At 31.3% G+C, this 15,114-nt stretch carries 12 protein-coding genes and 1 pseudogene; 4 read left to right on the top strand and 9 right to left on the bottom strand.

Features of this window, described 5'->3' with window-relative positions; genetic code table 11:
* Positions 1-9: 9 nt before the first annotated feature.
* Positions 10-555 carry a DUF2911 domain-containing protein gene (locus tag Q0C58_RS10845; RefSeq protein WP_290701319.1) on the bottom strand — a complete coding sequence of 182 codons (546 nt, stop codon included), beginning with the start codon at positions 553-555 and terminating at the stop codon, positions 10-12.
* A 141-nt stretch (positions 556-696) separates the two neighbouring features.
* Here Q0C58_RS10845 and Q0C58_RS10840 point away from each other — a divergent pair, with 141 nt between their 5' ends.
* Positions 697-1,386 carry a peptidoglycan DD-metalloendopeptidase family protein gene (locus Q0C58_RS10840; RefSeq protein ID WP_290701316.1) on the top strand — a complete coding sequence of 230 codons (690 nt, stop codon included), beginning with the start codon at positions 697-699 and terminating at the stop codon, positions 1,384-1,386.
* A gap of 77 nt (positions 1,387-1,463) precedes the next feature.
* Here the strand turns inward: Q0C58_RS10840 and Q0C58_RS10835 are convergent, their stop codons facing one another.
* The 8 genes from Q0C58_RS10835 to Q0C58_RS10800 all read right to left on the bottom strand — a co-directional run bounded on the left by Q0C58_RS10835 (position 1,464) and on the right by Q0C58_RS10800 (position 11,326).
* The gene (locus Q0C58_RS10835) at positions 1,464-1,952 is read right to left on the bottom strand and encodes a hypothetical protein (protein ID WP_290701313.1); all 489 of its coding nucleotides are present in this window, start codon (positions 1,950-1,952) and stop codon (positions 1,464-1,466) included.
* Positions 1,953-1,987: 35 nt separating this feature from the next.
* On the bottom strand, positions 1,988-2,392 hold the full coding sequence (locus Q0C58_RS10830) for a hypothetical protein (RefSeq protein WP_290701311.1): 405 nt from the start codon (positions 2,390-2,392) through the stop codon (positions 1,988-1,990).
* A 91-nt stretch (positions 2,393-2,483) separates the two neighbouring features.
* Positions 2,484-3,350: a class I SAM-dependent methyltransferase gene (locus Q0C58_RS10825; protein WP_290701308.1), complete on the bottom strand. Its 867-nt coding sequence runs from the start codon at positions 3,348-3,350 to the stop codon at positions 2,484-2,486.
* Between the two features lie 198 nt (positions 3,351-3,548).
* The gene (gene secA, locus Q0C58_RS10820) at positions 3,549-6,905 is read right to left on the bottom strand and encodes a preprotein translocase subunit SecA (protein WP_290701305.1); all 3,357 of its coding nucleotides are present in this window, start codon (positions 6,903-6,905) and stop codon (positions 3,549-3,551) included.
* 258 nt (positions 6,906-7,163) lie between these two features.
* Entirely contained in the window at positions 7,164-7,385 is a 222-nt protein-coding gene (locus Q0C58_RS10815; protein ID WP_034057512.1) for a DUF2795 domain-containing protein, read from the bottom strand.
* Between the two features lie 174 nt (positions 7,386-7,559).
* Complete coding sequence (locus Q0C58_RS10810; RefSeq protein WP_290701296.1) at positions 7,560-8,132, bottom strand: cob(I)yrinic acid a,c-diamide adenosyltransferase; 573 nt, start codon at positions 8,130-8,132, stop codon at positions 7,560-7,562.
* Positions 8,133-8,498: 366 nt separating this feature from the next.
* Entirely contained in the window at positions 8,499-9,272 is a 774-nt protein-coding gene (locus Q0C58_RS10805) for a class I SAM-dependent methyltransferase (protein ID WP_290701292.1), read from the bottom strand.
* A gap of 188 nt (positions 9,273-9,460) precedes the next feature.
* Entirely contained in the window at positions 9,461-11,326 is a 1,866-nt protein-coding gene (locus Q0C58_RS10800; protein ID WP_290701289.1) for an ABC-F family ATP-binding cassette domain-containing protein, read from the bottom strand.
* 211 nt (positions 11,327-11,537) lie between these two features.
* Between Q0C58_RS10800 and Q0C58_RS10795 the strand changes: the two genes are divergently transcribed.
* The 3 genes and pseudogenes from Q0C58_RS10795 to Q0C58_RS10785 all read left to right on the top strand — a co-directional run.
* Positions 11,538-12,338, top strand: a complete 801-nt coding sequence (locus Q0C58_RS10795; protein ID WP_290701286.1) for a polysaccharide biosynthesis/export family protein — start codon at positions 11,538-11,540, stop codon at positions 12,336-12,338.
* A gap of 12 nt (positions 12,339-12,350) precedes the next feature.
* On the top strand, positions 12,351-14,804 hold the full coding sequence (locus Q0C58_RS10790; protein WP_290701283.1) for a tyrosine-protein kinase family protein: 2,454 nt from the start codon (positions 12,351-12,353) through the stop codon (positions 14,802-14,804).
* Positions 14,805-14,945: 141 nt separating this feature from the next.
* Positions 14,946-15,114 (top strand): annotated as a pseudogene (locus Q0C58_RS10785) (ABC transporter permease); the annotation flags it as partial.

Genomic DNA, 15,114 nt, shown 5'->3' with positions numbered 1-15,114 from the left:
ACTGAATACTTATTTAAGCGGCACAACAACTTTAGCAAGATCCCAAGCCATGGTTAAAGATAAGTTATCTGTAGAATTATCGAAAGCGATAGTAAATTGCTCTACAGGTTTCTCTAAATTTTGTACTGGAACAGAGTAGGTAACTACATCAAAATATGGAATACGCATAGGTTTCATGGTCTCGTCGACTCCCCATTTATACTGTTTAGAGTTAAACATTATATTCCATGAAGTATCATTAGGTATCGTCCATAAGGTATATTTACCAGCAGGAAGTGAGTTGTTTCCAATTGTTAAAGGCTTGTTAGTTTCAAAAGTAGTAGCCTCGTTTGCACCAGTTCTCCAAACTTGATTAAAAGGGACTAAAGCACCAAAAACGTCTCTGTTTCGTTTTGATGGTCTGTTGTAAAAAACCTTCATTTTTAAATCGTTAAGATTAAAAGCAACAATATCTTTAGGGCTTTTTATTTCTTCAAAAACGCCAGTTTTAGTATAGTACAAATAACCAAGAATGCTAGTAATGATTATTAAAAGAAAAACGATAAATCGTTTCATAGGGTTTTATTAATTAGGATTAATTTAAAAAATAAAGATACTTTAAAATGTAGAGGCTTATCAATAAGTTAACGCTTTTTTAATATTTTTTGTTATGTTAATATGAAATAAAATGTGATTTTTGGATATTAATAACCACTAATGAATTCAAAAGACCTCAAATCATTTTTAAAAACAATTGCTTCGGAAGCTGTTTTTGTTATCGATGCTTCCATTTCTAAAAGCGATTATACCTCAATCGATTTATCCAAAGAAAATACAATGCTTAATACTTTCGACATTTCTTCTTCTAAAGCATGGGAAACTTATATAACTAATTATCTTGAAAAACAAAACAAGAAAGTTGCTTTTGGTGGTTATCTAGAAACACGTGGTATTTATAATCGTAGTGCTTATTTTAACAACCAAAATCCAGAAACAGAACGTAATATTCATTTAGGTTTAGATTTGTGGGTAGCTGCGGAAACATCTGTTTTAGCCGCTTTTAATGGTGAAATACATAGTTTTAAAGACAATACTAATTTTGGAGATTATGGACCAACTATAATATTAAAACATCATCTAGATGGTTTTGAGTTTTACACACTTTATGGACACTTGTCTCGAGAGTCTTTAACTAGTTTAAAAGTAGGAGCGAAGGTAAAGCAAGGTGAGATAATTGCACAATTAGGCAAAGCCGAAGTAAATGGTGATTATGCACCACATTTACATTTTCAAATAATTAAAGACTTACAAGGTAATATTGGAGATTATCCTGGTGTTTGTTGTTTGAAAGATTTGGAGTTTTATAAGGAGAATACTGTTAATCCTGAGGTTGTTTTGGGATTGTAAGGTCTGTGAGAATAAATTTACTTTAATACCTATTAAAATAAAGCAACTAATTTTAAATTAGTTGCTTTATTTTGAACTTAACCACCAACTATAGCTGTTTCTGTTTTAGTACATGCCTTTCCTGGAGGACATTTACTACAATCACAGTTGCTACCAGTGATTGTTAATCTACAGCCAGTTCTGCATCCAGCACATGAGCATTGTTTTGCTCCCATTTTATACTGTCCTTCACCAATTTTTATCAAAAACGCTCCAGTTTCTATAGTTCTATTTTTACTTATTGATTTAAGAAAATAATAAATTTCTTTTGTGTCGTTATCTGTGCTTTGAATTATTTCAAATTTTTCTAATTCTACATCATAGCCATCTTGTTCTAAAATCTTATTCTCCCATTTAGATTTTAAATATTCTGTAGTAATTTCTTTTTTGCTTGTTTCATCAAAAATTGAGACATTAATAATTTTTTGTAAATCTGAAGATTCTTCATTGTAAATAAAGTCGTTTTCTTTACTACACGATGCTAAAGTTATTAGTGCTAAAATTGCTAAGTAAATTGTTTTTTTCATAAAATGATAATTTAAATTCTTCTTTAAGAAAGATTTTAATTAAAAACATTACGTTCTGCCAACGTTTTTCCAAAGTAAAAACCAGCAATAACACCTAATGCATCACTAATACTAAACCATATTGGAGAAGGTATTAAAAACAACATAACAGCTGTTGTTGTAAGCATAATTCCTCCAACTATGTATGCTGGAATTAAAGAGGTTTTAGATATTAAACCTGCTATTCCCATTCCAGCAATAACACCTAAAGAATGTGCTAGTATAACAGAAACCATTGCTCCTTTTGGAATTAAAGCAGTATTATTTTTTAACCATTCCATATCATCAGTTTGTGCTCCTTCTGGATAAGGAAAAACAACGTGACCTAATTTTTCAATTATTGTAATGGTAATAATTGCTGCTATTAAACCAACAATGGTAGCAAGTATATTTCTAAGCATGATTTAATTTTTTCTAATTAGTTGACTAAAATTACAAAATATAACGAATACCGTTTTTTACCAAAAAGAATAAGTTGTGGTATTCTAAAATTTAGGAATTCTTTTTACTAAAAACAACAATGTCTTGGTATTCAATTTTACTAGTATCTCTTACTTTGTCTTTCCAAAAACCATCAATAATACGGTCAATTTTTAGACCTTGATCGTTAAGCATTGTTTCTAAAGCTATTTTATTAATAGCAATATTACCAGACTTTACAGTTTCATTCATTAATCTATAGCCATTAAACTTTATAGGGAAATTAAATTGCGATCTATTGGCTATATAGTCTTCATTTTCGTCATCGTATAAAAAGAAGGTAGATAAACATGTTCCATTAGGTTTAAGTGTTTTATGAATCTCTGCAAAGTAATTTGAGATTTCTTTAATTTGCATGTGAGTAAATACTGAAAACGAAAACACCTTATCAAATTGCTTTTCAGCATAAGGGAATTTAAATTCTTCTGCTTTTTCAATATTTGTGTTGTATAAATCGTTAAACAACGGAATGTACTTAAAATGAAAATTGGGAAAGTCTTTTGCTATTTTAGAGTTACACCAGTTAATTCCTTTTTTAACAACATCGAAACCATTGTAATTTCCTTTCTCGTTAAGGTAACCTGTTAATGCAATTGCAGTACGTCCAATACCACTACCAATATCTAAAACAGAATCTGTGGATTTTAAATTTATAAAAGAAGTTAATAATTTTAATTGATGCGTTCCTTGTTTAATAAATTTAGCTGCTCCAGAAGGCGAACCTGTGTAAATAGAGCCTCTAGAAGGTACATATTTATTAGTTTCCCCAGTTATTTTATCAATAAAATCTATAGGAAAGTAATATATCTTTCTAACGATATATTTTTGATTGGTAGATAAGTTGTACCAAAAATTCCTTATTGTTTTATTTTTACGCATATTATTTTTTAGCAGATTGTTTTTGTTTTATCACAATAAGGATATTCAAAAATAAGATATAATTTTTTAACCTTCTGAATGACAAAATAAAATCCTGAAGCGATTAACTTCAGGATTTTTTTTATTTATTGTATTTTGTGATACTGCTGTAGTCTATCTTTAGCGTAGACGAAAAGTAGCAGGTATTACAAAATTGGTTTAATCATTTACAATAACCCATTCGCCTTTAGTAATTAAAGGTTCGGCTTGTTTGTATTTAACAACTTTATTCTCACCACTCATAACATGTTTAATAGTTACACGATCGTTACGTCCAATTTTTGGAGCATCACGAACTATAGTTTCTACTACTTGTCTTTGTGGTTGTGTATTTCCTGCTTGTTGATTTTGAGCAGAACGCTGATCTAGATTTTGTATTTCGTCTTTTTTAGTTTGTAAATTATCTCTCTTTTTTACTTCTCTAGCTTCGCTAATTGCATTTTGGTTTTCGGTTGGTAATTCACCTTTAAATAAAAATGAAATAACATCTTTATTCACTTGATCAATCATTGTTTTAAATAATTCGAAAGCTTCAAACTTATAAATTAATAAAGGATCTTTTTGCTCGTGAACCGCTAATTGAACCGATTGTTTTAACTCATCCATTTTACGTAAATGCGTTTTCCAAGCATCGTCAATAATGGCAAGTGTAATATTTTTTTCAAAATCTGTTACTAATTCTTTTCCTTTAGACTCATAAGCTTTTTCAAGATCTGTAACCACTTGTAATGTTTTTACACCATCTGTAAATGGCACAACAATACGTTTGTACTTGTCTCTTTGTGTTTCGTACACATCTTTAATAACAGGAAAAGCAACTTCTGCATTGCGTTCCATTTTAGCTTTATAATGATCGAAAGCAGCATTATAAATACGTTTTGCTAATTCTGTAGTAGATAATTTGTTAAATTCATCTTCGGTAACTGGAGAAGCCATTGAGAAATAACGAATTAATTCGAATTCAAAATTCTTGAAATCACTAGCGCCTTTATTAGTTTCTGAAATGCCTTCCGAAGTATCGAAAATCATATTTGCTAAATCTACACGTAAACGCTCACCATTTAAGGCATTAAAACGACGTTTGTAAACCACTTCACGTTGCGAGTTCATAACATCATCATACTCTAATAAACGCTTTCTTACACCAAAGTTATTCTCTTCAACTTTTTTCTGTGCACGTTCAATAGACTTAGAAATCATAGAATGCTGAATCACTTCACCTTCCTGTAATCCCATTTTATCCATCATTTTGGCAATACGTTCACTACCAAAAAGACGCATTAAATTATCTTCTAACGATACATAAAACTGAGAACTTCCTGGATCTCCTTGACGACCAGCACGACCTCTTAACTGTCTATCGACACGTCTAGAATCATGACGTTCTGTACCAACTATGGCTAAACCACCAGCAGCTTTTACTTCGTCGCTTAATTTAATATCTGTACCACGACCAGCCATGTTAGTTGCAATAGTTACTTGTCCTGCATTACCTGCTTGCGCTACAATATCTGCTTCTTTTTTGTGTTGTTTTGCATTTAAGACATTGTGGTCTATTTTACGAATACTCAACATTTTACCAAGTAATTCTGAAATTTCAACGTTGGTTGTACCAATTAAAACAGGTCTTCCAGCTTGAGATAATTTTGTAACCTCGTCTATAACTGCATTGTATTTTTCACGCTTCGTTTTATAAACTAAATCTTCTTTATCTTTTCTTGCAATTGGTCTGTTTGTTGGAATTTCTACAACATCTAACTTGTAGATTTCCCAAAGTTCTCCTGCTTCTGTTACAGCAGTACCTGTCATACCAGACAGTTTGCGGTACATTCTAAAGTAATTTTGAAGTGTTACAGTTGCAAAAGTTTGTGTAGCATCTTCAATTTTTACATTTTCTTTTGCTTCAATCGCTTGGTGTAAACCATCGCTATAACGACGACCATCCATAATACGACCAGTTTGCTCATCTACAATCATTACTTTATTCTCCATCACAACATATTGGTTGTCTTTCTCGAATAAAGCGTATGCTTTAAGTAACTGATTTAATGTGTGAATACGTTCAGATTTAATTCCAAATTCTCTAAATAAATCTTCTTTAAGGTTTGCTTCTTCTTCAGACGCTAATCCTTTTGCTTCAATTTTAGCAATCTCAATACCAATTTCTGGCATCACAAAGAAATCTGGATTGTCTTTACCAGAAATGTATTCTACACCTTTATCTGTTAATTCAATTTGATTGTTTTTTTCTTCAATAACATAGTATAAAGCCTCATCAACCTTTGGCATCTCACGGTTGTTGTCTGCCATGTAGATGTTTTCTGTTTTCTGAAGTGTTTGTTTTACACCTTCTTCACTTAAAAACTTAATTAATGCTTTGTTTTTTGGGATACCTCTGTAAACTCGTAACAGTTGAAAACCACCTTCTTTAGTGTCGCCTTCCTTTATTAACTTTTTAGCTTCAACTAAGGTTTGTGTTAATTGCTTGCGTTGTACTGAAACTATATCTTCTACTTTTGGTTTTAAAGCATCAAATTCATGCTCGTTTCCTTTTGGTATTGGACCAGAAATAATTAATGGTGTTCTTGCATCATCGACTAATACAGAATCTACCTCATCTACAATAGCGTAGTGGTGTGGACGTTGTACTAAATCGTCTGGCGAATTTGCCATATTATCACGCAAATAATCGAAACCAAATTCGTTATTTGTACCATAAGTAATGTCTGAATTGTATGCCTTACGACGACCATCACTATTTGGTCTGTGGTAATCGATACAGTCTATAGTCATGCCATGGAATTGGAAAATTGGAGCCATCCAAGCCATATCTCGTTTTGCCAAGTAATCGTTTACGGTTACTAAGTGCACACCTTTTTCGGCTAGTGCATTTAAGTAAACAGGTAATGTGGCTACTAAGGTTTTACCTTCACCAGTTTGCATCTCTGCAATTTTACCTTGATGCATTGCAATACCACCAATAAGCTGAACATCGTAATGAATCATGTCCCAAGTAATAGGCTTTCCTGCAGCATCCCAAGAGTTTGCCCAAGTTGCTTGGTCTCCATCTAAGGTTACATAATCTCCCATTCCAGAAACTTCTCTGTCAAAAGCACTAGCAGTTACAGTAATTTGGGTATTGTTTGTAAAACGTTTTGCAGTTTCTTTAACTACTGCAAACGCTTCTGGTAAAATAGTATTTAAAGTTTCTTCAACCGCTTCGTAACTTTCGTCTTCGATTTTATCAATTTCTTGATAAATATCTTCACGTCTGTCTATATCTTCGGTAGCATCTGCTTCCTCTTTTAGCTTGTCTTTACGTTCATTAAAAGGTTTGCGCGTTTCGGCAATAATAGCTTTAAACGCTCCAGTTTTAGCTCTTAATTCGTCATGAGACAATTTTTCAAGAGCTGCCTCAAAGGTTTTAATTTTATCTACTAAAGGTGATATGGCTTGCACATCTTGTTTGGATTTATCTCCAACAAATAGCTTTAGTACGGAATCTAAAAAACTCATAGTTTTATATTTTATATTTCGATTGTAACGTTTTAAATAGTGAAAACGTAACAGTTATTATTTTGGTTGTGTTAAGACTCTCTCTTGGAGTTTAGTCTTATGTGCCTTTATATTTAGTGTTTGTAACCTCTAAATTTCAAGGGCTTAAATATACGTTTTTAGCTGTGGTTGGCTAAATTTTAATGCACAAAAAAAGTCTCAAATTGAGACTTTTTTCTTGTATAGACATTGCAATGCAACGTCTGTGCTAATATTTTTTTAATATTCATCCTCGTTCCAGAGGTAATCTTCGTCTGTTGGGTAATCTGGCCAGATTTCTTCGATAGAATCGTAAGAATCTCCTTCATCTTCAATTGCTTGTAAATTTTCTGTCACTTCTAAAGGCGCTCCAGTTCTAATCGCGTAATCGATAAGTTCGTCTTTAGTAGCAGGCCAAGGTGCATCACTTAAATGAGATGCTAATTCTAATGTCCAATACATTTCTTAATAGATTTATTTTTTGCAAAAGTAAATTTTTAGTTTAAATAGTCAAGAAAAAAGTGAATTATTTTTCAGTAATAAAAAAGAACGTCATTTTTCACTGAAACTATTTGATACTAAATATTTTGCAGTGTTATTTAATTACAAGACTTAATTTTGCTTTTCTGTATAGCGTTAATGCTTCTCAGGAATCCATTTAACTTCGTCTGCTTGTAAGTCATGAGACAACTTTCGTGCCAACACAAAAAGGTAGTCAGAAAGACGGTTTAAATATATTAATGCTTCTGGTAAAAATGGTTCCAATTCGTTTAATGCACTTGCTAAACGCTCTGCTCTTCTACATACACAACGTGCTACGTGACAGAATGACACCGTTTGATGTCCTCCAGGTAATACAAAATGCGTCATTGGTGGTAAGGCTTCGTTCATAGCATCCATTTCGCGCTCTAATAGTTCGATGTCTTCAGCAGAAATTTTATTGATGTTTAAACGTTCTTTTCCGTTTTTTAAAATCAATTTTTCTGGATCTGTTGCTAAAACAGCACCAACAGTAAAGAGTTTGTTTTGTATTAGTATTAAAATGTCTTTGTATTGCTGATTGATTTTCTGGTCGCGAATAAGCCCTATATGTGAATTTAACTCATCTACAGTACCATAACTATCTATGCGAATGTGGTGTTTTGGAACACGAGTGCCACCAAATAAAGCTGTTGTACCTTTATCTCCTGTTTTTGTATATACTTTCATATCCTCAAAGTTAAAAGTTAAAAGTTAAAAGCTAAAAGTTTTGAGTAGAAATTAGTTGAATAATAATTTAGGTGTCTAAGATTTAAATTTCTTATTATTTAATATAACCAATATAAAACCTATAATTAGAGCAATAATGATCCAAGAAATCTGCATAGTCTTATTTTTTTAATTAGAAGAGAAATGTTTTAATAAATAAGTATTTCTTTTTTATTTAAATACCAGAAGAGTAGAATTAGTTACGCTTCATCTTTTTTCTAAATTTTGTTTTATTATTCTCAACAGCGCGCTTTTTATTATTAATAGTTACAATTGCTTTTGCTAATAGCAATACGCCAAAAAGAACGAGAATAGATGTTAACATGCTTATGCTCTTATTGTAAAATGTTCTTTTTTTTGTTCTTGTCTAAAAAATACAATACCCCAAAAAAAGGTGTTTATTGAAACAGTAACTTGTGAATGGTTTTTTATAATTTCCCAAGCTTCGGTCATGCCTTTAGACCAATAAATATCATCAAAAATAAAAATAGAATCGTTTGTTGTGGTTGGTAATAGTGTTTCAAAATAATCTAATGTAGCCTGTTTTTGGTGATTACCATCAAAATAAATAAGATCGTATTTATTTGTAGTTAATGGTTTAATGACATTATTAAAATCGCCTGTGAGAATTTCAATATTTTTTAAATTGAATAGCTTAAACGTCCCTTTTGTAAAGTCTGAAATATTTGGGCAACCTTCAATAGTAGTAATCTTAGCTTCTGGGTTTGCAAGATGCATAGCATGTGTTCCAATACCTAAAGAGGTGCCAAGTTCTAGTACAGTATTAATATCAAGATATTTTACTAGGCGAAATAAAAGTTTAGTTTCTTTTTTAGAAGAACCAACATTTCTAGCCATTTTAGAAACCGAACGTTGATTAGATTTAAAAACGCGACTACCAGAACCTAAGTCTTTTACATCTATTTTAAGTTTGTTTTTTCTTAGTTTTTTATAAAAAGAGCGAATAGATTTATAGGCGCTTTGTGGCGATTTATCGTAAAAACATTTAGTAATTAAATGATAGACAAAAGGAGAATGCACACCATGTTGGTTGGTAGAGCGTAGTAGAAATTTTAAGTATGATATTATTTGGTACAGCATTTTGTTTTGTCATTCCTGCGAAGGCAGGAATCTGTTTTTTTTATGATATACTTGTGTATTCCTGCCTTTGCAGCAATGATAAAAATTTGTGTTTATTATTAGGTATGAATGATTTTAGTTTCAATAATATTATTTAATCAATCTGTTATGTTTGAGTAAACTACTGCAAACAGAGACTGCTTACTAAATTACCCTTCCATTTTTTCTGTTAGCTCAAGCCAACGCATTTCTTTTTCTTCAATACCATCAATAATGGTTTGCAGTTTATTAGACAATTCGTTTATTTGATTTGTTGACAATTCTGGATTCAAGAATTTTTTTTCTAATTCAACTTTATCAAATTCTAAAGACTTGATTTTACTTTCAAGGTTTTTATATTCTTTTTGCTCGTTGTAAGATAGTTTTACATTGCTGCTTTTTTTCCAATTCTTCTTTTCCTTTTTCTCTTCTTCAGAAACTTCAGATGTAACTGGTTTACTATCCTCGTAAGCTCTATAATCGCTATAATTTCCTGGGAAATCTTCAACAACACCTTCGCCTCTAAAAACAAATAAGTGATCTACAATTTTATCCATAAAATAACGATCGTGAGACACTACTAAAAGACAACCTGGGAAATCTAACAAGAAACTTTCAAGTACATTTAATGTTACAATATCTAGATCGTTTGTTGGCTCATCGAGAATTAAAAAATTAGGATTTTGTATTAAAACAGTACATAAATATAAACGCTTACGTTCACCACCACTTAGTTTTTCAACAAAATCGTATTGTTTTTTTCTATCGAATAAAAAGCGCTCTAATAATTGTTGCGCACTAATTTGTCTTCCTTTTTTTAATGGAATATAATCACCAAACTCACGAACAATGTCTATAACTTTTTGTTTAGGTTTTGGTGTGATTCCACTTTGCGTGTAATAGCCAAACTTTACGGTTTCACCAATAACTATTTTTCCAGAATCTGGTTCTGCAGTTTGTGTTAATATATTTAAGAATGTTGATTTTCCTGTTCCGTTTTTTCCAATAATTCCTGCACGCTCACCTTTTTGGAACATGTAATTAAAGCCATCGAGTATTACTTTGTCTTTATAAGCTTTAGATATTTTTTTAAGTTCTACAATTTTGCTGCCTAAACGTTCCATGTTTAATTCTAACTGAATTTCATGGTCTTGTCTTCGTTGGCTGGCTTTATGTTTAATTTCGGTAAAGTCGTCTATTCTAGATTTAGATTTGGTTGTACGTGCTTTAGGTTGGCGACGCATCCAAGTCAATTCTTTTTTGTAAAGTTGTTTGGCTTTGCCAACTTCTACGGTTTGTTGCTCTATTCTTGCTTCTTTTTTCTCTAAGTAATAAGAGTAGTTTCCTTTGTACGAAAATAATTCGCCATGATCTAGTTCTATAATTTCATTACATACACGCTCTAAAAAGTAACGATCGTGTGTTACCATAAATAAGGTGATGTTTTCTTTAGCAAAAAACTCTTCTAACCATTCTATCATTTCTAAATCCAAATGGTTCGTAGGCTCATCGAGAACTAAAAGGTCTGGTTTGTTAATTAGAGCGTTGGCTAAAGAGAGACGTTTTTTTTGGCCTCCAGACATGCTACTTACTTTTTGTTGCAAGTTTTCAAGCTTCAGTTTAAATAGAATTTGCTTGTATTGTGTTTCAAAATCCCAAGCGTTTTGTATATCCATTTGCTCGAAAGCAGCTTGATAAGCTTCAGCATCTTCAGGATTTAAAAGTGCTTTTTCATAATTTTTAATAACATCAAGAATAGGATTGTCACTATTAAAAATAGTGTCTTCTACAGTTAATTCGCTATTTAAAAAAGGTTCTTGAGGTAAAAAGGATACCTTAATATCTTTTCTAAATATAACATTACCACTGTCTGGTTCGTCCGTTTTTTCTAGAATATTAAGTATGGATGTTTTTCCTGTACCATTTTTAGCAACAAAGGCTACTTTTTGTCCTTTGTGGATACTAAACGAGATGTCTTCAAAAAGTGTTAGCTCTCCATAAGACTTCGATATGTTTTCAACTGTTAAATAATTCAATACTTATTTTTTTACAAATAACGGATAAAAAACCTGAAAATATACGATAATAGAAAGCTCAGTTTTTTGAAGTAAAAGGTTAGAAATAAAAAAAAAGCTTAAAATTAGTATTGGTTTTTTTAAAATTTCGGATGAAAAACCAAAAAATCCGATAAAAGTTTTGTTATTAACGATGAAATGCTATATTTGTACAAATTAAATTACCTAAAAAATGAATAAATTGATAGTAGTTTTTGCTGTGCTACTTAGTGTATTGTGTTCTTCTTGTATTACTAACAAAGATGTGGTTTATCTACAAGATAAAGGCACTGTAGTTAATGATAGTTTGTTGTTAAAAGAAATAGGGAAACCATATCGCGTTCAAATTAACGATATTCTTAGTATTAATATCAAATCGACTAACACTGAAATAACAGAGCTGTTAGCTATTTTTCAACCTGTTGAGCAAGAAGGTTCTGGTGGTGGACAAGAAGCACTTTATTTTAGTGGGTTTACTGTAGATTTACATGGAAATATAGAGTTTCCTATTTTAGGAAAATTAAACGTATTAGGTTTTACTACAGACGAAATTAATGCAAAAGTAAAGCAAGCCTTATTAGATAAGTATTTAAAAGACGTTTCTCAAATATTTATTACTGTTAAAATGGCTGGATTACGCTATACTGTAACAGGAGAAACAGGATCTACAGGAGTGTATACTTTATTTCAAGATCGTGTAAATATTATAGAAGCTTTAGCAAATGCAGGCGATATAAAAAATACAGGAGACCGAACAGATATAAAAATTATTAGACAATATCCTGGAGGGCAAAAAATACATAGTATTGATTTAACAGACATTGTAGCGATGCAATCACCTTACTATTACATACAATCTAACGATATAATATTAGTAAAACCATTAAAACGTAAAGCTTTAGGAGGCGGAGAAACGGCAACACAAACCTTAACCACTATTGCTTCTATTTTTTCAGTATTAGTCTCTACTTATTTCTTGGCTAGAAACCTCTAAAACAATTGTAATATGAATGACGAGTTTGATGTTTTAGAGTCCCAGCAACCTGTATTTGATATTAGAGCTTTTTTATTTAGAGCCTCACGTTATTGGTGGCTATTTATTTTATGTATTTGCATTGGTGTATTTATTATTCACCAACAAAACATTAGAAAACAACATTCTTATACCTTAGGAACTCAGGTTTCTGTAGAAGATGATACAAATCCGTTATTTACGTCAAATACTAGTTTAACCTTTAATTGGGGAGGCGTTTCTGGTAAAGTAAATACCATTAAAACGGCTTTAAGATCGCGTTCTATACACGAAAAAGTGGTAGATAGTTTACAGTTTTATATGAATTATCTAAAGCAATCTCGTTTTAGAAAAGACGATATTTATAAAGCAGCTCCTTTCAGGTTTATACAAGCACCAGACAGCTATCAAGTATTAAATGTGCCAATTAAAGTTGCTTTTATTGATGCTGAAACGTTTGAGATAAGCTGCGATTTTACATCAGGTGTAATTAGCACTCAAAATTTTACTGATAAAAAAACGAAGCCTGTAGATGTTAATATAGGTGTAGTTGTAAAACGTTATAAAATTGGAGAACCTATAAACTTGCCGTATTTAAATGGTATTGTTGTTTTAGACGCAGAACGAACGATAAAAGAGACTAAAGAGTATTATTTACAGTTTAGAGATTTTAATGCTGTTGTAGCAAGTTATAAAGGGCGTATTAGAGTAAATAATCAAAAAGGATCTGCAATACTAAATTTAAGTATGACAGATTATAATAAAGGAAAAATAGTCGATTATTTAAATAAAACGGTAGAAGTGCTAAGTGCAGACCAATTGGCTAGAAAAAACCAGTTTGTTACCAACACTATTAATTTTATAGATAGTCAACTTAATAGAGTAAAGACAGAGTTAACGTTAAATTCAGACTCTATTAATACTTATAGAAGTAAGAATAAAATTTACAATCTTGATGAAGAGAGTGCAACTATCAATACAAAGTTGTCCACTTTAGAAATAGAAAAAGATGGTATTAATAGAAAGCTAGCTTATTACGCTAGTTTAAAAAGTTATTTGGAGACTAGCAATAGTTTTACAGAACTTCCAGCACCTTCTATTGCAGGAGTAGACGATGGTAATATCTTATCTAATATTTCTAAAATTAATGGTTTGTCTGTTCAAAAAGCAAATTACGAGAAATCTGTAAGAAGTGATGCCTCAATATTTTCAGATTTAAACCAGAAAATTGAATCTTTAAAACGTGTGCTTTTAGAAAACATTAGCTCTGCTACTAATGGATTGCGTCGTGAAATAAATGCAGTCAACAATAGAATAGGAGTTGCAACGTCCAAAATTAGAAAACTCCCAAAAGCACAACAAAACCTACTAGGTATCCAAAGACAATATGCGTTAAGCGAACAAACGTATAATGTGTTTTTAGCAAAACGTGGTGAGGCAGACATTATTAAATCGTCAAGTGTAAGCGATATTTTAGTTATCGATCCAGCAAAGGATACTGGTAATGGTGCAAACGATTTAAAATTAAGTTCACGTTATATGCTTGCTATTTTTGGAGGTATTATTCCACCATTATTATTAGCCTTTTTAATCACTTTTTTCGACAACAAATTACATAATCCAAAAGAGTTAGAGTCGCAATCCAGTATTCCTGTTTTAGGAGTTGTTGGCGTAAATACTTTAGATAATAATTTAGCAGTACACAGAAAGCCAAAATCTACAATTGCAGAGTCTTTTAGAGCCATAAGAACCAGTTTGCAATACATGTATAAAAAGCATGAATTGGAAGGCAGTAAAACAGTTATGGTAACCTCTTCTGTAAGTGGAGAAGGTAAAACGTTTTGTTCTATTAATATTGCAACAGTTTTAGCGCTTAGTGGAAAAAGTACAGTGTTAGTAGGTTTAGATTTAAGGAAACCTAAAATTTTTGGCGACTTTAATATTCAAAACGATATTGGAGCTGTAAATTATTTAATTGGACAAAAAGATTTAGATGCTGTTATTCAAAAAACTGAGGTTGATAACTTAGATATTATTACCTCTGGACCAGTACCACCAAATCCGTCTGAGCTTTTAATTAGTGATAAAATGGATGCTTTAATAGCAGAGCTAAAAGAAAAATACGATTACATCATTCTAGATACACCACCTGTAGGTTTAGTGGCAGATGCTTTAGAATTATTAGAATACGCAGATGCTTCACTATATGTTGTAAGACAAGATTACACCAAAAAGGGAATGCTTAATCTTATAAACGATAAATATAAACGCGGAGAGGTTAAAAACCTAAGTTTTATATATAATGGTTATAACCAATCAGGTGGTTATGGTTATGGTTATGGTTACGGCTATGGTTACGGTTATGGCGCTTATGGAAATGGGTATCATGAAAACGACACTAAAAAGAAAACCATTTTAGAGCGTATTAAAAACATCGTTAAACTTTAATTATTTTAAAAATTTAACGAAGTTTAAATTACCAGTTAAAGAACGTTTATAACTAACGAATACTATTTTAAAAAAATAATAGAATTGAATAAAACCGAAACTACAGAAGATTGGTTGTACACCATTTCTCCAAAACGGAAAATGATAAACCTAAATTTTAAAGAAATTTGGCGCTATCGTGATTTATTGTTTCTGTTTGTTAAGCGAGATGTTATTACACAATACAAACAAACGGTATTAGGACCATTATGGTACTTTATACAACCTTTATTTACCTCTGTCATTTTTACGCTTATATTTAATAATTTAG

The sequence above is a fragment of the Lacinutrix sp. genome, from assembly GCF_023299985.1.
Lineage (GTDB): Bacteria > Bacteroidota > Bacteroidia > Flavobacteriales > Flavobacteriaceae > Lacinutrix.
This window is presented reverse-complemented; position numbering and strand designations above follow the sequence as displayed.